19 protein-coding genes and 1 tRNA gene are annotated in these 21,765 nt (G+C 33.6%); 17 read left to right on the top strand and 3 right to left on the bottom strand.

What is annotated here, in order from left to right; all coding sequences use genetic code 11:
- The first annotated feature begins 167 nt into the window (after positions 1–167).
- The 10 genes from AC37UB_RS03140 (at position 168) to AC37UB_RS03095 (ending at position 11,640) form a co-directional block, all read left to right on the top strand.
- Positions 168–1,337, top strand: coding sequence for an ATP-grasp domain-containing protein (locus AC37UB_RS03140; RefSeq protein ID WP_147340777.1), 1,170 nt, complete (start codon positions 168–170; stop codon positions 1,335–1,337).
- Positions 1,324–1,950 carry a GntR family transcriptional regulator gene (locus tag AC37UB_RS03135; protein WP_158559434.1) on the top strand — a complete coding sequence of 209 codons (627 nt, stop codon included), beginning with the start codon at positions 1,324–1,326 and terminating at the stop codon, positions 1,948–1,950. Before AC37UB_RS03140 ends, AC37UB_RS03135 begins: the two co-directional genes overlap by 14 nt.
- Before the next feature lie 12 nt (positions 1,951–1,962).
- Complete coding sequence (locus AC37UB_RS03130; protein WP_117972965.1) at positions 1,963–2,880, top strand: aldo/keto reductase; 918 nt, start codon at positions 1,963–1,965, stop codon at positions 2,878–2,880.
- 70 nt (positions 2,881–2,950) lie between these two features.
- Positions 2,951–3,088: an ATP-binding cassette domain-containing protein gene (locus AC37UB_RS03125; protein ID WP_347247399.1), complete on the top strand. Its 138-nt coding sequence runs from the start codon at positions 2,951–2,953 to the stop codon at positions 3,086–3,088.
- A 136-nt stretch (positions 3,089–3,224) separates the two neighbouring features.
- The gene (locus AC37UB_RS03120) at positions 3,225–3,518 is read left to right on the top strand and encodes a P-loop NTPase family protein (RefSeq protein ID WP_490685320.1); all 294 of its coding nucleotides are present in this window, start codon (positions 3,225–3,227) and stop codon (positions 3,516–3,518) included.
- A gap of 1,066 nt (positions 3,519–4,584) precedes the next feature.
- A complete protein-coding gene (gene guaC / locus AC37UB_RS03115; RefSeq protein ID WP_117972963.1) occupies positions 4,585–5,562 on the top strand; it encodes a GMP reductase in 978 nt (325 codons plus the stop codon).
- Between the two features lie 143 nt (positions 5,563–5,705).
- Complete coding sequence (locus AC37UB_RS03110; RefSeq protein ID WP_490685319.1) at positions 5,706–7,436, top strand: ABC transporter ATP-binding protein; 1,731 nt, start codon at positions 5,706–5,708, stop codon at positions 7,434–7,436.
- Complete coding sequence (locus tag AC37UB_RS03105; protein WP_490685318.1) at positions 7,429–9,204, top strand: ABC transporter ATP-binding protein; 1,776 nt, start codon at positions 7,429–7,431, stop codon at positions 9,202–9,204. Before AC37UB_RS03110 ends, AC37UB_RS03105 begins: the two co-directional genes overlap by 8 nt.
- A 226-nt stretch (positions 9,205–9,430) precedes the next feature.
- Entirely contained in the window at positions 9,431–10,120 is a 690-nt protein-coding gene (locus AC37UB_RS03100) for a response regulator transcription factor (RefSeq protein WP_117972960.1), read from the top strand.
- Positions 10,120–11,640 (top strand): HAMP domain-containing sensor histidine kinase, encoded by a 1,521-nt coding sequence (locus AC37UB_RS03095; protein ID WP_117972959.1) that lies wholly within the window; start codon positions 10,120–10,122, stop codon positions 11,638–11,640. The genes AC37UB_RS03100 and AC37UB_RS03095 overlap by 1 nt, the downstream gene beginning before the upstream one ends.
- 74 nt (positions 11,641–11,714) lie before the next feature.
- On the opposite strand, the gene AC37UB_RS03090 is transcribed toward AC37UB_RS03095, so the two are convergent.
- The 3 genes from AC37UB_RS03090 to AC37UB_RS03080 all read right to left on the bottom strand — a co-directional run bounded on the left by AC37UB_RS03090 (position 11,715) and on the right by AC37UB_RS03080 (position 13,084).
- Positions 11,715–12,221: a thioredoxin domain-containing protein gene (locus AC37UB_RS03090; RefSeq protein ID WP_117972958.1), complete on the bottom strand. Its 507-nt coding sequence runs from the start codon at positions 12,219–12,221 to the stop codon at positions 11,715–11,717.
- 17 nt (positions 12,222–12,238) lie between these two features.
- Positions 12,239–12,832, bottom strand: a complete 594-nt coding sequence (gene clpP, locus AC37UB_RS03085; protein ID WP_117972957.1) for an ATP-dependent Clp endopeptidase proteolytic subunit ClpP — start codon at positions 12,830–12,832, stop codon at positions 12,239–12,241.
- 180 nt (positions 12,833–13,012) lie between these two features.
- Positions 13,013–13,084, bottom strand: a tRNA-Arg gene (locus tag AC37UB_RS03080).
- A gap of 62 nt (positions 13,085–13,146) precedes the next feature.
- Between AC37UB_RS03080 and rpoN the strand changes: the two genes are divergently transcribed.
- From rpoN to eno, 7 genes are all read left to right on the top strand, one after another.
- Complete coding sequence (gene rpoN / locus AC37UB_RS03075) at positions 13,147–14,490, top strand: RNA polymerase factor sigma-54 (RefSeq protein WP_117972956.1); 1,344 nt, start codon at positions 13,147–13,149, stop codon at positions 14,488–14,490.
- A 172-nt stretch (positions 14,491–14,662) separates the two neighbouring features.
- Positions 14,663–15,700: a sugar-binding transcriptional regulator gene (locus AC37UB_RS03070; RefSeq protein ID WP_117972955.1), complete on the top strand. Its 1,038-nt coding sequence runs from the start codon at positions 14,663–14,665 to the stop codon at positions 15,698–15,700.
- A gap of 42 nt (positions 15,701–15,742) precedes the next feature.
- Entirely contained in the window at positions 15,743–16,747 is a 1,005-nt protein-coding gene (gene gap / locus AC37UB_RS03065; RefSeq protein WP_079348009.1) for a type I glyceraldehyde-3-phosphate dehydrogenase, read from the top strand.
- Positions 16,748–16,836: 89 nt separating this feature from the next.
- On the top strand, positions 16,837–18,024 hold the full coding sequence (locus AC37UB_RS03060; RefSeq protein ID WP_117972954.1) for a phosphoglycerate kinase: 1,188 nt from the start codon (positions 16,837–16,839) through the stop codon (positions 18,022–18,024).
- 21 nt (positions 18,025–18,045) lie between these two features.
- Entirely contained in the window at positions 18,046–18,801 is a 756-nt protein-coding gene (gene tpiA / locus AC37UB_RS03055; protein ID WP_117972953.1) for a triose-phosphate isomerase, read from the top strand.
- Position 18,802: 1 nt separating this feature from the next.
- Complete coding sequence (gpmI, locus tag AC37UB_RS03050) at positions 18,803–20,329, top strand: 2,3-bisphosphoglycerate-independent phosphoglycerate mutase (RefSeq protein ID WP_241699137.1); 1,527 nt, start codon at positions 18,803–18,805, stop codon at positions 20,327–20,329.
- 103 nt (positions 20,330–20,432) lie between these two features.
- Complete coding sequence (gene eno, locus AC37UB_RS03045; protein ID WP_125956685.1) at positions 20,433–21,734, top strand: surface-displayed alpha-enolase; 1,302 nt, start codon at positions 20,433–20,435, stop codon at positions 21,732–21,734.
- Positions 21,735–21,765 lie beyond the last annotated feature (31 nt).

Here is a 21,765-nt window from a genome sequence, read left to right as displayed (position 1 = left end):
AAAAAAAGTTGTTTTTAAGTCAATAATTAGAGTGTCAATAAAATAGGAAGAGCAAGTGATAGATGACAATCTATCCTTGCTTTTTTTCGTGTTTTAACCTTTACACATACCCGATAGATTGATACTATTAAAGTGTTTTAAAAGAAAAGGCGAAGGTAGTGAAAGATTTGTCGGAAAGAATTTTACCTGGTAGCACAATAGGTATAATTGGCGGAGGCATTGTATCCTATCAATTAGTATTGTCTGCTAAAAAAATGAGGTATAAAGTAGCTGTTTTATCAGAGTCTCAAAATTGTATAGCAGGAAAAACAGCCGACATACATTTCGTTTGTAATATAAACGATGAAGTTAGTTTATTGAAATTAGCTGAAGTATCTGATGTCGTAACGGTTATTACAGAAACATTAGATAAAAATACTTATAAATATTTAGCAGAAAAAACTTTTTTTTCTCAAAATATGTATGCTCATTCTATTGTTAAAAATCGTTATTTACAAAAGCAATTTTTAGATAGTCATTCAATTAATATAACACCATATGAATCGGCTGTTGTCGTCTCTGATGTTTATGATGCAGCAGAAAGGATAGGGTACCCTTGTATTATTAAACAAGAAAATCGTCAATTATATGGTTGGGATAATAATTTGATTATTCATAGTGCTTTTGAAATTAATCAAACCGTACCTTTGATTCAACAGGGTCTCTGTGTTGTGGAATCCTATATTGAAAAGCAAAGTGAATGGGAAATTACGCTATGCCTAAATGACGAGGGATATTACACTATATTTCCTCCTATTAGGATAGAAGCGACAAACATTGGTGAATTACCTTATATTGAATCGTTTGAAGAATGGGAAGATTTAAAGAAGGATACAGTAAACCAAATGGAATTAATTACTAAAGTAATTGCTTCTGAATTAGGCGTATCTGGCACGGTTAAAGTGTCTTATTTTTTAACGAATGAAGACAATTTATATGTTAATAATATCTATACGTTTCCAAGAGAACATGATATTTTGACGATTCATTCATGTAGCTTATCTGTATTTGATTTACATATAAAAAGTATTTGTAATTTTTCTCTGCCTGCTGTGAGGCAATTAGCGCCAACCTATTTATTACCGTTATATAAGGGAGAAAAAGAAGCGCTCTATAATTTAATGGAAAAGAAAAATAAATGGCAATTTTTTCTTAATGATGGTTTTAGACATACTCAACAAGAAGGCTTTGCTCAAGTTTTTCCAATTAATAAGCAAGAAAGTTTACAAGAAATAAAATATGCAGGATTGATAAGTGATTCTGTTGAGATTCAGGATGGTCAGAGTGAAAAAAGGTAAAACGCAAAAATTAGTTTATGATTATGTCAAAAAGCAAATTGAAACTGATACGTGGTTGAATGGATATCATATTATTGAGCAAGATTTAGCCAATGATTTAAAAGTTAGTCGAACGCCGATTCGATCGGCAATTGATCAATTAATTGATGAAAACTATTTAAAAAAAGAAGCCAATCGGGGTGTCATAGTAAAAAAAGAAAGAATAAGCAATAAAGAATTTACGGAACGAACCCAATTGATTGAGTTGCTTTGTTCCCATTATCTGTTTCAGTTACAAATTAAAGAATATTTAATCGATGATCAGTCATTTTTATCTATGGAAGAATTAAATAAACCATCATCAAATAAAGAATATTATTATGATTTATTTTGGCAACAATTTTTATCACCCTTAAATAATGAGTTAATGAAATCGACTATTTTAACACAGATAACTTCTATAAAATTAGTCGAATTTCCCAATGTTTCCATTAATTTTTTGTATGATGAAACACATAAATTAAGTAAAAAATTATCAAGGTTATTATTAGAAAAAAATTATGAAGTAGCTAGAAAAGAAATTCGTGTTTATATCAATCGTTTGAATTTAGAGCTAATCGATCAACAAATATAAGGAGGTTGTATTATGAAAAAAATTCAAATTGGAACGTCATCAATCGAGGCGTCCCAACTTGCACTAGGATGTATGAGAATGGCAGGTTTATCAACCGAAAAAGCAAAAGAAGTGGTAACAGCATCAATGGAAGTTGGAATAAACTTTTTTGATCATGCAGATATTTACGGTGATGGAGAGTCTGAACGTCTTTTTGGTGAAGTCATCAGGGGCTTAAATGTATCAAGAGACCAATTTTATCTTCAATCAAAATGCGGTATTAGAAAAGGGTACTATGATTTTTCAAAAGAGCACATTATCTCATCAGTTGAAGGAAGTTTGCAACGTTTACAGACAGATTACCTTGACGTATTAGCACTACATCGTCCAGATGCGTTGATGGAACCTGATGAGATTTCTGAAGCTTTTTATGAATTAAAAAAATCGGGTAAAGTCCGTTTCTTTGGGGTGAGCAACTTTGCACCAAGCACGGTAGAATTGTTACAACAATCATTATCGGATAAATTGATAGTGAATCAATTACAATTTGGTTTACAACATGCTGGGATGGTGTCAACCAATATGAATGTTAATATGGAAAATGAAACAGGCATTAATCGTGATGGCTCAGTATTAGATTATATGAGACTAAAACAACTAACTGTACAAGCTTGGTCTCCTTATCAGTTTGGTTACTTCGAAGGAGTATTTATTAATCATCCAGACTTTAAAGAGTTAAATAACTGTTTACAAAATATTGCTAATCGCTATCAAGTGACACCAACTGTGATTGCCACTTCATGGATTAATCGACACCCAGCTAATATTCAAACAATCGTTGGTAGTATGAATCCAGAAAGAATTAAGGAAATATCGCAATCAACTGGTGTTGAATTAACACGTCAAGAATGGTATGAATTATATCAAGCATCAGGCTTTAAATTATTATAGATGATAAAGGGGAAAATCAATCAATTAGTAAAAAAAATACGGATCTCTTGGAGTATTATTTGTTGATTAATTGGTATTTGAAAGTGGAAAAACTTATGGTGTAATAGGTCCAAATGGAGCTGGAAAGATCACCTTATTTAAGTGTATGACTAGACTAATATTGTTACAGATTATTAGGGAGACGTTAAAATCAATGAGATATCCGTAAGAGGAGATAATAGTGCCTTAACTAATTTAGGTATTGTATTAGATGGTGTATCTGTCTATAAAGAAAGAATATCTTGGAAATAAGGTAAAAACTTACTCTTATGGAATGGTTAAAAAACTTATCCTATTGATAGCGTGTGTTATACGATCCCAATATTTTAATTTTAGATGAGCCATTTAGAGGATTAGATAGTGAAACAGTGGATTGGTTTAAATTTTATTTAAAAAAGATGACATCACAAGGTATGGGTATGACATTAATTATGTCATCACACGTCAAAAATGACATTGAAATGTTATGTGAGGAAGTCATCATTATTAGAAAAGGACATCCGGTTCGACAAATATCATTACGGGATATAGAAGATGCCAAAATACGAGATATAGATACCTCTAATCAAGAAATATTTTTAATTATATTGGAAATTTAAACTATTATTCAAAGGTACTTCCTAATGGTTGTATCCGAGTAGACATTAAAGATGAACGATAGTCAGAAGTAACACAGCTATTAAATGATCAAAATATTAATATCTATGAAATAAAAAAAGTCACAGTATTAGATGATTATTTGAATGGGGTGAGTAATTAGTATGACAGGTACACAAATTTTTAACATGGAATGATTTAAATATATATGAGATAAAAATTATATTATTTCGACAAGTATTTTAGCTATCATTAATATTTTTGTAACGATTTATTTTACTCATATTATTGATAATTACTTCTTTGGCTTTATGGTAGTATTTTTAGTGTTAACCATTTTTGCCAATATGATTTTTATGTTTCTTTATCCTTTTCATTTGGTGTCAATGGATTATAAGAATCATGTTATGAGTATGTTAGTATCATCTGATATTAATTGCACACAGTAGTTTTTTGCAAAAATTGGAGCCATCTTTTTATGGAATGTATTGTTAACGTTGGTGTTGATATTCATCTCGTTTTCGTTAATTTTATTTAAATTATTACAAGTAGTCGATATTCAATCACTCATAACAGGGATTAATCAAGGAATTAATATGGCTGGTTCTTCTTTTGGAGAGTGTTTATTTCTAGTTTTATTTCTTATATTAATAGTTTGGTCATTATAGCAACAGCAACAATCATGTTAAGAGAGAATAGTTTGACTTTTTTCTGTTCATAGGATTAGGAATGATACAATCTGCTGTTTCTAGTATGCTGTCATTTATCCCATTAGTATTAAAATTTTTCTATAACAGGGGTTTTGATCATGAATAACTTAATTATAGTTATAATGACAGGTATTTTGATTTTGATGTCGCTTCGATTTATGAAGACTCAAAATTTGTAATATTTATAAAAGACGAACAATAATATTATAAAAAGCAAGAACTTTAATGAAAGTTCTTGCTTTTTTTTAAAATATGGTGTAGATTATCAAAGGAATAAGAAACGATATATTATTATTTTTAAATAATTATTCGTCTTTTTATTCCAAATATCACATTTTGACTCTCTAGGAGGATGGAAATGAAGATTTTTGATTATGAAGACGTTCAATTAGTGCCAAACAAGTGTATTGTTAACAGTCGTTCGGAATGTGACACGACAGTCACTCTGGGTGGAAGACAATTTAAGATGCCAGTTGTACCAGCTAATATGCAGACTATTATTGATGAGTCAATTGCTGAATATTTAGCTTCAAATGGATATTTCTATATTATGCATCGTTTCAATGAACAAGCGAGAAAACAATTTATTAAAGATATGCATGATAAAGACTTATTTGCCTCAATTAGTGTAGGGGTTAAAGCAACTGAGTATGATTTTGTTAATGAATTAAAAGAAGAAAATGTAGTCCCTGAATATGTTACCATTGACATTGCGCATGGTCATTCTGATTCAGTAATTAATATGATTAAACACTTAAAGAAACAATTACCAGAAACATTTGTCATTGCGGGAAATGTTGGAACGCCTGAAGCAGTGAGAGAATTAGAAAATGCTGGAGCTGATGCCACAAAAGTTGGGATTGGACCTGGCAAAGTGTGTATTACTAAATTAAAAACAGGATTTGGTACTGGTGGTTGGCAACTTTCAGCATTAAGACGATGCAGTAAAGCTGCTAGAAAACCATTGATCGCAGATGGTGGTATTAGAACACATGGTGATATTGCGAAGTCTATTCGCTTTGGAGCAACTATGGTTATGATAGGTTCATTATTTGCTGGACATGAAGAGTCACCAGGTGAGATGAAAGAAGAAGATGGTGTATTGTATAAAGAATATTTCGGAAGTGCTTCTGAATTTCAAAAAGGTGAACATAAAAATGTTGAAGGCAAAAAAATCTGGACACCATTTAAGGGAAAATTAGAAGATACATTAAACGAAATGCAGCAAGATTTGCAATCGTCTATTTCTTACGCTGGTGGAAAAGATGTTGAAGCCATTCGCAAAGTAGATTATGTGATTGTTAAGAATTCTATTTTTAACGGTGATATATTCTAAACTATTTATTAAATAGAAAAACTACTAAGCATAAATGAATTGGCTTGGTAGTTTTTATTTTATGGCAGTAAATAAAACATAATAGTAGCTGTCATCTTTTTATTGATGTATGATAAGTTCTGAAAGTAAAGAGGAGGGACAATATGGGGATTTTAATAACGAAATTAAAACAAAATAAATCTCTTGTCGGATTGTCTTTATTTATGACTGTAATCATGGTGGCATCGCAATTGTGGCAACCAAAATTATTACAGAAAATAATGAATTCAATTATGACTGAAGATCAAGGGGAGTTAAAAAAAGTTGGAACAATGTTGATTATTGTCGCGCTACTTGGTCTAGTTGCCGGGATACTTAATACGATTTTTTCAGCAAGACTCTCTCAAGAAGTTGCATCTGATATTCGTTCAGATGGGTTTAAAAAAGTACAAGAGTTCTCATTTGAAAATATTGAAACATTTTCTACGAGTAATTTGGTTATTCGTTTAACCAATGACATTACTCAAATTCAAAATGTCGTTATGATGATGTTTCAAAGTATCTTTAGAATTCCTATTATGTTTATAGGAAGTTTTATTTTAGCTATGATGACTCTACCTAAATTATGGTGGGTGATTATTTTACTTGTTGTATTAGTGGTATTGACGGTTATGATTGTGTTTAGCATGATGGGAAAACATTTTGCTAAAATCCAACATTATCTTGAAAAAAGTAACGGGATAGCAAAAGAGAACTTAGCAGGAATGAGAGTGGTTAAGTCTTTTGTACAAGAAAAAAATCAAATTAGCAAGTTTTCAGCCGTATCAGAAAAATTAACCAAACACACCATATCTGTTGGAAATTTATTTTCCATTATGATTCCAAGTTTTATGTTAATTTCAAACTTAGCGATTGTGATGTCGATTTATTTTACAGCGAATATTGCTAAAACAGATATTGAGGCAATTAGTGCCGTGGTATCCTTTATGAATTATTTAATGCAAATCATGATGAGTATCATTATAGGTGGAATGATGTTGATGATGGCAAGTCGTGGGATGGTATCCATTAAACGATTAAACGACATATTGGAAACAAAACCAACTTTGACTTACTTACCTGAAAATGAATCAACGCCCATTCAATCAGGGTCAGTTGTTTTTGATGATGTAAGCTTTACTTATGCAGGAGACGATTCACCTACGTTAAAAAATGTATCGTTTCATGTGGATAATGGCATGTCAGTTGGGGTTGTTGGCGCAACAGGTTCTGGAAAATCAACACTCGCACAACTGATTGCCAGAATGTATGATCCAACAAACGGTGTCATTGATGTTGGTGGGGCAAATCTTAAAGACGTTAGTAAAGAAGAGTTAAGAAAATCCATCGCAATTGTGTTGCAACGTGCTATTTTATTTTCTGGAACAATAGGAGATAATATTCGTCACGGGGCAAAGAATGCTGATGAAAAAGAGTTATACCGTGCTTCGTCAATCGCTCAAGCGTATGAATTTATTGAACGACAAATGGATGGATTTGATAGTCGCGTGGAAGAACGAGGCTCAAATTTTTCAGGTGGTCAGAAACAACGTTTGTCGATTTCTAGAGGAGTAATTGGTGATCCTAAAGTCTTGATTTTAGACGACAGCACCAGTGCACTAGATGCTAAAAGTGAAAAACTCGTAAAAGAAGCGTTAGCTAATGAATTAAACGACACGACTGTTTTTATCATTGCTCAAAAAATTTCATCTGTTGTGCAAGCTGATACTATTTTAGTGCTAGATGAAGGAAAACTAGTTGCCAAAGGAACGCATCAAGAGTTATTAAAAACCAGTGTTGTGTACCAAGAAATTTATGAGACGCAAAAATCAAAGGAGGTCGAGGAATTTGACTAAGGAAAATCCAAGTGTATTGAGTTTCTTTTGGAATTATCTAAAAGTGTATAAAGTGAAATTTTTTATTATTATTGTCGCCATCATTTTCTCGACTTACTTGCAAGTAAAAGCACCACAGTATACTGGTAAAGCAATTGAAGAATTAGCCAAGTATGCTGGAGCGTACCTATCTGTTGGACATGCTGATAAATCACCTTTTACTAGTGTGATCAAGTTATTGGTTGGATTGTATGTATTAAATGCTATTTCCATGTTTATCCAAAACATTTTAATGTCACGAGTAACTGGACAGTCTACAAATAAAATGAGAATTGGCTTATTTAGAAAACTACAAACGATGACTATTCGTTTTTTTGATACACATCAGCATGGGGATATATTGAGTCGTTTTACGAGTGATTTGGATAATATTTCAAACACAATGAACCAAGCGTTGATTCAAGTATTAACCAATGTATCCATGCTAATTGGTGTGACATTTATGATGTTTCGTGAAAATGTGACAATGTCATGGGTTACACTAGCCATGTCTCCTATTGCCATTATTTTTGCGATGGTTATTATTAAACAAGCCGAGAAAAAAGTTGGAATTCAACAAGAAAGTATCGGGCGTTTGAATGGCTACATTGACGAAAAAATTTCTGGTCAAAAAGTGATTATCACAAACGGACTAGAAGAAGAAACCATTGAAGGATTTGAAAAAGTGAATAATGAAGTGAAGGAAGCAACCTTTAAAGGTCAAGTTTATTCAGGGTTACTGTTTCCAACGATGCAAGGTATTTCTTTATTAAACACTGCGATTGTTATTTTTGTCGGTGGATGGTTAGTGAATAGTGGGAGTATTGAAAAAGCAGCAGGTTTGGGTTTGATTGTCACATTCATCCAGTATTCACAACAATTTTATATGCCACTAACACAAATATCATCTCAATTTAGTATGCTACAATTAGCTTTTACAGGAGCGAAACGATTGAATCAAGTCTTTGCTCAACCAGATGAACCAGATGATAAAAATTTAGAAAAATTAACAGGATTAGAGAAGAACGTCACACTGTCTCATGTTGATTTTTCTTATGAAGAGGATCGACCTATATTAAAAGATATTTCGATTGAAGCCAAAAAAGGACAAATGGTCGCTTTAGTTGGCCCAACAGGTTCTGGTAAAACAACTGTCATGAATTTATTAAATCGATTTTATGATGTCAATTCAGGTAATATCACGATTGATGGTAGAGATATTAGAGCTGTGACGTTAGATAGTTTGCGTTCTCATATTGGGATTGTATTACAGGATTCTATTCTTTTTTCTGGAACAATTCGTGAAAATATTGTTTTTGGAAAGCCAGATGCGACAGATGAAGAAGTTGTTTCAGCTGCTAAGCAAGCGAATATTCATGATTTCATTGTATCACTTGAAGATGGATATAATACAATTGTTAGTGATGAAAATAGTATTTTCAGTGTTGGTCAGAAGCAATTAATCAGTATTGCTAGAACAATTATTACCAATCCAGATTTATTAATATTAGATGAGGCAACAAGTAATGTTGATACTGTGACAGAAAGTCGTATTCAACAAGCAATGGAAACAATTATTAGTGGTAGAACAAGTTTTGTCATTGCTCATCGCTTAAAGACAATTCTTGATGCAGATTTTATCGTGGTATTAAATCAAGGAGAAATCATTGAATCGGGTACACATGATTCTTTAATAGCTCAAAAAGGATTTTATGCAGAATTATATCAAAATCAATTTGTTTTCGAGTGAAAAACAAAGAGGTTGTCTATGACAATCCTCTTTTTTATTTGATTTCTAGTTCAATTAACATATTAATTTTGTTAAATTAAATTATAATAAGACCCGTCTATCCTGTAAAGATAAGACTTTAAGTAAATTTTTGAAATAATTATAATAGATTTTTAATTAAAATATCGTTATAATAATTAAGACTGTGAAGAAATCTATTAGTTTAATGAGAAAGGCATGTGTATTTATGTCAAATAAAATATTAATTATTGAAGATGAAAAAAACTTGGCTCGTTTTGTAGAGTTAGAGTTAAAGCATGAAAAATATGAGACAGAGGTCCATTATAATGGTCGTACTGGTTTAGAAGCAGCATTATCACAAGAGTGGGATGCGATTCTACTTGATTTAATGTTACCTGAATTAAATGGTTTAGAGGTGTGTCGTCGTATTCGTCAAGTAAAAAATACGCCTATTATTATGATGACAGCAAGAGATTCAGTGATTGATCGTGTGTCTGGTTTAGACCATGGAGCAGATGATTATATTGTAAAACCGTTTGCTATTGAAGAACTGCTCGCACGATTACGTGCATTACTTCGCCGAATTGATATTGAGGGAGATAAAAATGTCGCGAAACAAACGACTTTATCTTATCGGAATTTAACCATTGAAAAGGAAAATCGCGTAGTTCGCCGTGGTGATGAAATTATTGAGTTAACTAAACGTGAATATGAGTTATTACTTATTTTGATGGAAAATGTTAATGTCGTGCTTTCTAGAGATGTACTATTAAATAAAGTATGGGGCTATGAAATAGAAGTTGAAACAAATGTTGTTGATGTGTATATTCGTTATTTACGTAATAAAATTGATGTTCCAGGAGAAGATAGTTATATCCAAACGGTTCGTGGAACTGGGTATGTAATGAGATCGTGATGAATCAATTTAAAAGTAAGATGAATTGGCCTCAAAAATTTTCTTGGAAATCTATCACATTAAAATGGACGATACTAACATCGTTGGTCATCTCTATTTTGTTTACGCTTTTTGCCATTATCTCTTATCAAATTAGTACACGATTAATGGTCGAACAAGAAGAGGTGACGTTTAATCGAACGTTATCTGAAGTTACCACTCGTTTATCAAGAGGAGTAGAATCGCTAAGTTTTAATAGCTCTGTTTTTTATTTAAAAGAATCAACTGGCGAATATGTGGGAGACAGTTACTATGGTGTTAATACACTAGAATCCAGTATGATGAATTTAAATAGTTTTATGTCAGAACTATCTAGACCTGAAATGGATTTAAAAGTATACAACGTTGAGGGTGATTTGGTTTTTGAAACAAAAAATCGCTTTGTTCCATTTGATAAAGAATCACAATCAGAAACGGTTATAAAAACTTATGAGTATGTGACTGGATTAGTTCTATTAAAACCAGTTCATTCTGATCAAACTGGTAAGCTGATTGGTTACGCACAAGGTTTTTATGACTTAGGATTTTATTATAAGTTTAGAAAAGAACTATTACAGAATTTAATTATGATAGGTATATGTGGATTACTTGTTAGTGTCATTGTGAGTTTTCTCTTATCAACTTACTTTACAAGTCCTTTAAGAAAAATGGTAAAAACATTAAATAATATTGAAACAGCTCATAAAACAGGTCTTAGAATGCCTGTTCCTAAATCAAATGATGAGATTTATGATCTAGCTATGGCATTTAACGACATGATTGAGCGTATGGAGCGTTTTATTACCCAACAGCAACAGTTTGTTGAAGATGTATCGCATGAGCTGAGAACGCCTGTTGCGGTCATTGAAGGGCATATGAATTTATTGAATCGTTGGGGAAAAGATGATCCAGAAGTGTTAGAAGAATCTTTAAGTGCTTCGTTGCAAGAAATCACACGTATGAAAAGCTTGGTTCAAGAGATGCTTGATTTATCTCGTGCAGAACAATCGGACTTTCATTATAAAAATGAAACATGTATGGCAAAAGAAACCATTCAAACAACAGTTAGTAACTTTCAAATGTTATATCCAGATTTTGTATTTAATTTAGATGACGATGATTTAGATCACTCGGTTGAAATTAAAATGTATCGTAATCACTTTGAACAAATTTTAATTATTTTAATGGACAATGCCGTAAAGTATTCTAGAGATAGAAAAGAAGTGATTATTTCAGCATCGAAGTCTTATCAATCGGTTGATGTGATGATTCAGGATTTTGGTGAAGGTATTTCAGAAGAGGAGATTGAAAAAGTATTTAATCGATTTTACCGGGTAGATAAAGCAAGAGCTCGTCATACTGGTGGTAATGGATTAGGGCTGTCTATTGCACAACAATTAATCGAAAATTATCATGGTACGATAAATGTAAAAAGTCATGTAGATTTAGGAACAGCTTTTTATGTGTCTATTCCTTATGTGACAGAAGAAACGACTAATTAATTGAATCAAAAATATAATAGAATAAAAAAACGTATCAAGCGTAGAGTTAGATGACTCGTGCTTGATACGTTTTTTTAATTGAATAACGCTAAAAAATCATCATTTGAAATCTTTTGGTCAAAATCAATATCGCCCATAATTAAAGTAGGAACAAAACGAATAGAGGCTTGTTCTGCTTCTTTTACAATACTATCTAACACTACATCATTTGATTGCTTTACAAGTCCTAAAGTTTCTTCAGCAAAATGAGTTACCTCTTCAGCAGAATATAAACGACCCCACTCATTTTGAGTATCATATATCTTTGTAATAATCTCAAGAGCTCGTTCATCCATTGGGACGTACTGATGCATAACATTACCCAGTATTAGACTAGGCGATGTTTTATTAAAAAGTTTGATGACATAATGAAGATTATGTTTAGATACCTCATCTGTTATTAAGTCTAACTTTTCATTCCACCATTGACGGCAGTATGGACAACGAAGATTAACAAATTCAATTAATGTATATGGTGCTTCCTTTTGCCCAATCTTTATTCCGTTTGTAGTGGTGACTTTTGATGTGTCGATTTGTGTCATAGGTAGGATTCATCTCCTTATTTTAAAGCGGCACTGTTTACCATTACTTCATCAATGAGGCCATATTTTTTAGCATCTTCAGCTGACATGAAATTATCTCGATCAGTATCTTGTTCGATAATTTCAATTGGTTGACCAGTATTTTCAGCTAAAATTTTATTTAATCTTTCTCTTGTATTCAGAATATGGCGAGCTGCAATTTCAATTTCTGTTGCTTGACCTTGTGCTCCTCCAAGCGGCTGATGAATCATAATTTCAGCATTTGGTAAAGCAAATCGTTTTCCTTTTGTTCCAGATGATAATAAGAAACTTCCCATTGATGCAGCCATACCTAATACGATAGTTTGAATATCAGACTTAACGAAATTCATTGTGTCATAAATGGCAAGACCTGCTGAAACACTTCCACCTGGCGAGTTGATGTAAAGATAAATATCTTTTTCAGGATCTTGGGCATCTAAAAATAATAATTGTGCAATGACACTATTTGCAACGTTATCGTCAATAGGGCCACTTAACATAATGATACGATCTTTAAGTAAACGTGAATAAATATCATAGGCACGTTCCCCTCTAGCAGATTGTTCGATAACTGTTGGTATTAAATTCATATAAATTCCTCCTAATAGTAACGCTACTAGCCATATTTTAACATATTCTTTTTATTCTACCTAGAATTTAGCGTCATTTTAGTCAAAAAAGGTCAAAAGAATAAAAAGTAAATAAAAAGGACCTACGTCCTTCAAAATAGTATGATAAAATATGATATACTTCTTTTAAAAAGAAAGTAACACGCCCTAAGGGAATCGAACCCCCGTCTCAAGAACCGGAATCTTGCGTGATATCCACTACACTAAGGGCGCATCTACTTTTATTAGTTTACCAAAAAAAACATAAATAGCAAGATGAAAAGGAGGAAAAGCTGATGAAAATGTCGCAACATGTTAGACAGGGTCAAAGCCAAGTTCAGACTCAAAAATTAGCCATGACCCAACAATTACAACAATCCATTAAGATACTGCAGTATGGTACAGAAGACTTACTTTCTTTTTTAAATGACAAAATGTTAGAGAATCCGCTGATTGATGTATCCGTTTTCGAGATGGATGATCAATACTTAGTGCCTAAAGATTATGATGTGTCAAAAAGTGATAGAAAAACGGATTGGATAAATCAGATTCCAGAAACGACCCAATCATTGTTCCATTATTTGATTGAACAAATCCATTTGAATTATCGAGATACAGCGTTGAGAAGTCTTAGTTTATTTCTTGTTGAGTTTATTGATACAAATGGGTATTTAACAATTTCAATAGAGGAAGCGATGAAGTTAAAGCAAGTGACTTATATAGAAGTGCTAGATGCATTGACACTTATTCAGATGCTTGAACCCGCTGGTGTTGGTGCTAGAAATCTACAAGAATGTCTTATGTTACAAATAGAAAGAGATGACAATGCTCCTAACCAAGCTTACTTAGTATTGGAAGAATATTTTGATGAATTAGCCAATAGAAAATGGCAAAAGATTGAAAAAAAGTTAGGGATTTCATTAGTGGAGATTCAAGAAATTTTTGACTATATTCAAAAATTACATCCAAATCCAGGATCACTGTTTCATTCAGACGAAGATAATATTATTTACCCAGATTTAGAAGTCAAAGTAGATAGAACAGATAATTCCATTTCTATTGTATCTACTAAAGTAGGAAAGCCAAATATTAGCTTTCAAACAACGTATTTTGAAAAAATGTCTCATCAAGGTGGAGACGAAGTCAAAAAATATTTAAATGATAAAAAAAGTGAATTTGAATGGTTAAAAAAATCATTGGAGCAACGTGGAAATACAATTTTACGAGTAGGAGAAGAAATTGTTAAAAAACAATCAGCGTTCTTTATAGAATCTGACCACCCACTTACTCCCATGAAGTTGAAAAGTGTGGCAGAGGAACTATCGCTTCATGAATCAACTATTAGTCGAGCTGTTAATGGAAAATATTTAACAACAGATTTTGGTGTATTTGAACTAAGAAGTTTTTTTTCAACAGGATTAGAACAAAAAAATTCAAACGAAGTGATTGGTACAAATAATGTTAAACAGTTAATTGAAATAATTATTAAAGAAGAAAATAAAGCCAAACCATTATCTGATCAAAAAATTGTTGATTTATTAAAAGAAAAAAATATTCAAATTTCTCGAAGAACAGTCGCTAAATACCGTGAGGAATTAGGAATTCAGTCATCTTCTATGCGAAAAAGATTTGATAATTAAGAGAAAGTTTGAGTATCAGACTTGTATTATTCACCAAGACTTGTTATTATAAGCGTGTAAGGGTTGGACAAAATAAAAGTTATTTTGACTCAACCCTATCAAAATACAATACGTGGGTCAAAAAAAGTCTATGTTGGACTGAAATTGTCCCTTGAGTTGAGGAGTATTATCTATGAGCAATGATTTTGATATTATTGAACAGATTGCTCCTGACATGATTCAAGTGATTGAACAACGATTTCGTATTATGCGAAACATTTATTGGAATCAACCAGTTGGACGTAGAAAATTATCTGAAAAGGTAAATTTAACTGAACGAATACTTCGAAGTGAAACAGAAGTATTAAAACAATTGAATTTGATTGATGTGTCTAAAATTGGAATGTCGCTTAGTGAAAAAGGATTAAGTCTTTATAGTGATTTAGAAATAGTCATGGCAGAGCAAACGGGCAATCGCGTCCTTGAAAAAAAATTAGCAAGTAAGCTTGGTATTGAGAGGTGTTTGATTACGCCTGGCGATAGTGATGCTGAAAGCAAAGTGTTAGAAAAGTTTGGCGAGGTTATCTCTGATATTCTTTCAACACGTTTACCTGATGGTGAAAATATTATTGCCGTTATGGGTGGGACAACAATGGCAACAGTTAGTCGATGCATGTACAAATTAGAGACACCAGAAAGACATAATATTTTTGTTCCAGCAAGAGGAGGAATTGGTGAAACCATTCAAACTCAAGCTAATTCAATAAGTGCCACAATGGCAGAACAAACTGGTGGTGAGTTTAAAGTATTGTATGTTCCAGAGCAAGTTAGTTCGGAAACATATGAGTTATTACTTCACGAGCCTACCGTCCAACGAGTATTAGAGTTGATATCTAGATCAAATGTTGTGATTCACAGTATTGGACGAGCACTGCATATGGCAAAACGTCGTAATATGAGTGCAAGTGATTTAGCAATGCTTTCTAACAATGGAGCTGTTGCTGAGTCATTCGGGTATTTCTTTGATAAAGACGGAGAGGTCGTCTATAAAATACCTCGAATCGGTCTTCAAATGAAAGATCTTCAAAAAATACCGTATGTTATTGCTGTAGCAGGTGGTAAAACAAAAGCTAAGGCAATAGAGGCATACATCAAAAATGCCCCTAAGCAGACGTGGTTACTCACAGATGAGGGAGCAGCAAAACAGATTTTAAAAGAGGAGACTCTTTAAAATAAATAAATTTTTTCGATTTTCTAAAGGAGGAAATCTCACATGACAGTTAAAGTAGGTATTAATGGTTTTGGACGTATCGGACGCTTAGCATTCCGCCGTATTCAAGAAGTTGAAGGATTAGAAGTTGTAGCAATCAATGACTTGACAGATGCACAAATGTTAGCTCATTTATTAAAATATGATACAACTCAAGGACGTTTCAATGGTGACGTTGAAGTTCATGATGGATTTTTCAAAGTAAACGGAAAAGAAGTTAAAGTAACTGCTAACGCTAACCCAGCTGAATTACCATGGGGAGAATTAGGCGTAGACATCGTTTTAGAATGTACTGGATTCTTTACATCTAAAGAAAAAGCAGAATTACATTTACAAGCTGGTGCTAAACGTGTTGTTATCTCTGCTCCTGGTGGAAATGACGTTCCAACAATCGTTTATAACACTAACCATGAAATCTTAACTGGTAAAGAAACAGTTATTTCTGGAGCTTCATGTACAACAAACTGTCTTGCTCCAATGGCAGACGCTTTAAACAAAAACTTTGGTATTGTTGAAGGATTAATGACAACAATTCACGCATACACTGGTGACCAAATGACATTAGATGGACCACATCCAAAAGGTGATTTCCGTCGTGCTCGTGCAGCTGCTGAAAACATCGTACCTAATACAACTGGTGCTGCTAAAGCAATTGGTTTAGTTATTCCAGAATTAAATGGAAAATTAGACGGAGCTGCTCAACGTGTTCCTGTTGCAACTGGTTCTTTAACTGAATTAGTAACAGTTTTAGACAAACAAGTTACTGTTGAAGAAGTTAACGAAGCAATGGAAAAAGCTGCTAACGAATCTTACGGTTACACAATCGACCCAATCGTATCTTCTGATATCGTTGGTATGACTTACGGATCATTATTTGATGCAACTCAAACTAAAGTAATGACAGTTGGCGACAAACAATTAGTTAAAACTGTTTCTTGGTATGATAACGAAATGTCATACACTGCTCAATTAGTTCGTACTTTACAATACTTTGCATCATTAGCTTAATTTAATACACCCTATCAAGATTATCGAAGCGGGGAAGCTATCGCGCTTTCTCGCTTTTTTTGTTAATTCATAAGGAGGCGTCAACAAGCATGGCAAAAAGAACAGTTGAAGATTTAGAATTAAATGGTAAAAAAGTCTTAATACGTGTTGATTTTAATGTCCCTATTAAAGATGGAGAAATTACAAATGATAACCGTATAATTGCTGCTTTACCAACAATTAATTATGTTATTGAACATGGTGGAAAAGCAATTCTTTTCTCTCATTTAGGTCGTGTAAAAACTGAAGAGGATAAAGAAGGTAAATCATTACAACCAGTTGCTGCTCGCCTATCAGAATTACTAGACAAACCAGTTTCTTTCGTTCCCCAAACACGTGGAGCTGAACTTGAAAAAGCTATCAGTGAAATGAAAGATGGAGATGTGTTGGTTGTTGAAAACACTCGCTTTGAAGATATTGATGGTAAAAAAGAAAGCAAAAATGATCCAGAATTAGGTAAATATTGGGCTTCTTTAGGTGATGTTTATGTAAATGATGCATTTGGTACAGCTCATAGAGCTCATGCTTCAAATGTTGGTATTGCATCTAACTTACCTTCAGCTGCAGGTTACTTAATGGAAAAAGAAATCAAATTTATCGGTGGTGCTGTTGATGAACCTAAACGTCCATTTGTGGCTATTTTAGGTGGAGCAAAAGTGTCTGATAAAATTGGTGTTATCGAAAATTTAATTGAGAAAGCTGATAAAATTTTAATTGGTGGTGGGATGACTTATACATTCTACAAAGCTCAAGGCAAAAATATCGGTAAATCAATTTGTGAACCAGATAAAGTTGATTTAGCTAAAGAATTACTTAAAAAAGCAGCTGGAAAAATTATTTTACCAGTGGATACAGTCTGTGCAGCAGACTTCGATAATGATGCGCCAACTGAAATTCATGAAAATAATATTCCAGATAACTTAGAAGGATTAGATATTGGTCCAAAAACAATTAAATTATTCACTAAAGAATTACAAGGTGCTAAAACAGTTGTATGGAATGGTCCAATGGGAGTCTTTGAATTACCTACATTTGCTAAAGGGACAATTGGTGTCTGTGAAGCTATCGCAAACTTAAAAGATGCTACTACTATTATTGGTGGTGGAGATTCAGCTGCTGCTGCAATCCAATTAGGTTTTGCTGATAAATTTACACATATCTCAACAGGTGGTGGAGCATCACTTGAATACCTTGAAGGTAAAAAATTACCAGGTGTAGAATCTATTTCAGATAAATAAGACTAATAAGGAGTCGAGAACATGCGTAAACCAATTATTGCAGGAAACTGGAAAATGAATAAAACTGTTTCAGAAGCACGTGAGTTCGCTGAAGCAGTAAAAAATAAAATTCCAAGTAACGATGTGGTGGATTCAGTTATTGGCGCACCAACTTTATTCTTAACAGATTTAGTTGATATTGCTAAAGGAACTGATTTAAAAATTGCTGCACAAAACTGTTACTTTGAAGACAATGGAGCATTTACTGGTGAAACATCTCCAGCAGCTCTAGAAGATTTAGGTGTTGACTATGTGATTATTGGTCACTCTGAACGTCGTGAGTATTTCCACGAAACAGACGAAGATATCAATAAAAAAGCAAAAGCAATCATCGCACACAACATGACACCAATCGTATGTTGTGGTGAATCTTTAGAAACTTATGAAGCAGGTAAAACTGCTGAATGGATTAAAGGACAAATTACAGCAGCATTAGAAGGGTTAACAGCGGACCAAGTATCTAACTTAGTTATTGCTTATGAACCAATCTGGGCTATTGGAACTGGTAAATCTGCTGACGCAACGATCGCCGATGATATCTGTGGCGTTGTTCGTCAAACAGTGGCAGATCTTTATTCAGATGACGTAGCTGGAAAAGTTCGTATTCAATATGGTGGATCAGTTAAACCTGAAAATATCGCTGAATACATGGCTAAAGAAAACGTTGACGGCGCACTTGTAGGTGGCGCAAGCTTACAACCTGATTCATTCTTGGCATTATTGGAGGCATTAAACTAATATGGAAAAAGCACCAGTAGCAATTATTATATTAGATGGTTATGGTAAACGTGATGAAGTTACAGGTAATGCTGTTGCACAAGCGAACACACCTAACTTTGATCGTTATTGGAATAACTATCCTCACAACACACTAAAAGCATCTGGTTTAGATGTAGGATTACCTGATGGTCAAATGGGAAACTCTGAAGTTGGACACACTAATATTGGTGCGGGCCGTATAGTTTATCAAAGTTTAACTCGTATCGACAAAGCAATCGAAGACAAAGAGTTTCAAACAAATGTTGCCCTAAATAACGGGATTCAACATGCGTTAGACAATGATTCTGCGCTTCATTTATTTGGTCTATTATCTGATGGTGGGGTTCATAGTCATCAAAACCATTTATATGCCCTTTTAAAAATGGCAAAAGATAGCGGCGTAAAAGAAACTTACGTACATGCTTTCTTAGATGGTCGTGACGTAGCACCGACTTCAGCTTATGGCTATATGGAAGAATTGCTTAAAGTGATGAAAGAATTAGATTACGGAAAAGTTGCGACAGTTTCTGGACGTTTCTATGCAATGGATAGAGATAAACGTTGGGAACGTGTAGCAAAAGCTTATGAAGCGATTGTTGATGGTATCGGCGTGAAAGCGACTGATCCATTACAAGCTATCCAAGAATCTTATGATAATAAAGTAAATGATGAGTTCTTAGTGCCAGTTGTGATTGAAGAAAACGGCAAACCAGTCGGACAAGTAAAAGACAATGACTCTGTTATTTTCTTTAACTTTAGACCAGACCGTGCGATTCAATTATCAAATGCTTTCACTGATAAAGAGTGGAAACACTTTGAACGTAAAAATCATCCTGAAAATGTTAAATTTGTGACAATGACTTTATATAATCCAAGCATTGTAGCAGAAGTAGCATTTCCACCAATTGAAATGAAAAATGTGATTGGTGAAGTATTATCAGATGCAGGCTTAAAACAATTAAGAATTGCTGAAACTGAAAAATACCCTCATGTAACATTCTTCATGAATGGTGGACGTAACGAAGAATTTCCAGGTGAAAGTCGTATTTTAATTAACTCACCTAAAGTTGAAACATATGACTTGAAACCTGAAATGAGTGCTTATGAAGTCACAGATGCTTTATTAGCTGATATTAAAGCAGACAAACATGATGCGATTATCTTAAACTTTGCTAACCCTGACATGGTAGGTCATTCAGGTATTTTAGAAGCAGCAATCAAAGCAATTGAAGCTGTGGATGAATGTTTAGGTAAAGTCGTAGATGCGATTATCGCTAAAGGTGGCGCAGCAATCATTTTTGCTGACCATGGTAACTCAGAAACAATGACAACACCAGAAGGAAACCCACATACAGCTCATACAACTGTTCCAGTTCCTGTCATTGTGACAAAAGCTGGCGTAACTCTTAGAGATGGTGGCCGTTTGGCAGATGTGGCTCCTACAATGTTAGACTTATTAGGTATTGAAAAACCTGAAGAGATGACAGGTGAGTCATTAATTAAATAATTCACGTGCTTTTATTTGAAAGTAGTCGTGAAAATGGTACAATGTTTATGGAAGATTCCTTCCGTAGCTATAAAAACGATATTCCTAAAGGAGAGAAATGTTAATGTCAATTATTACAGATATTTATGCTCGCGAAGTCTTAGATTCACGTGGTAACCCAACTATTGAAGTAGAAGTTTACACAGAAAGTGGTGCTTTTGGTCGCGGTATGGTGCCTTCTGGTGCATCAACTGGTGAACACGAAGCTGTTGAATTACGTGATGGAGATAAATCTCGTTATTTAGGTAAAGGTGTTTTAAAAGCTGTTGATAACGTAAATAACATCATCGCAGAAGAATTAATTGGATATGACGTAAGAGACCAAATGGCTATTGACCGTCGTATGATCGAATTAGATGGAACTCCAAACAAAGGTAAATTAGGAGCTAACGCTATTTTAGGTGTATCAATTGCATGTGCTCGCGCTGCAGCTGATTACTTAGAAGTACCTTTATACCATTACTTAGGAGGATTTAATACTAAAGTATTACCTACTCCAATGATGAACATCATTAATGGTGGTTCTCACTCTGATGCACCAATCGCTTTCCAAGAATTTATGATTGTTCCTGTAGGAGCTCCTACATTTAAAGAAGCTTTACGTTGGGGTGCTGAAGTATTCCACGCATTAGCTAAAATCTTAAAATCTCGTGGATTAGAAACTTCTGTTGGTGATGAAGGTGGATTTGCACCTCGTTTTGAAGGAACTGAAGACGGTGTTGAAACAATCTTAGAAGCAATTAAAGCTGCTGGATTTGTACCAGGAAAAGACATCATGATTGGATTTGACTGTGCTTCATCAGAATTCTACGAAAATGGCGTATATGACTATACTAAATTTGAAGGCGAAGGTGCTGCAAAACGTACTGCTGCTGAACAAGTAGATTACTTAGAAGAATTAGTTAACAAATACCCAATCATTACTATTGAAGATGGTATGGATGAAAACGATTGGGATGGTTGGAAACTATTGACTGAACGCTTAGGCGAAAAAGTTCAATTAGTTGGTGACGATTTATTCGTTACAAACACTGAAATCCTTTCTCGTGGTATTGAAATGGGCGTAAGTAACTCAATCTTAATCAAAGTTAACCAAATTGGTACATTAACAGAAACATTTGATGCTATCGAAATGGCTAAAGAAGCTGGATTTACAGCTGTTGTATCTCACCGTTCTGGTGAAACTGAAGATTCAACAATTGCTGACATCGCAGTTGCAACAAACGCTGGACAAATCAAAACTGGTTCTCTTTCTCGTACTGACCGTATTGCTAAATACAACCAATTATTACGTATTGAAGACCAATTAGGCGAAGTTGCTGAATACAAAGGTTTGAAATCTTTCTACAACTTAAAAAACAAATAATTAACGATTAAATATAGCTTATTCTAATGGA

It is taken from the genome of Vagococcus changpingensis, assembly GCF_058211775.1.
The sequence above is the reverse complement of the archived record's forward strand: the minus strand, read 5'-3'. Positions and strand labels throughout refer to the sequence as shown.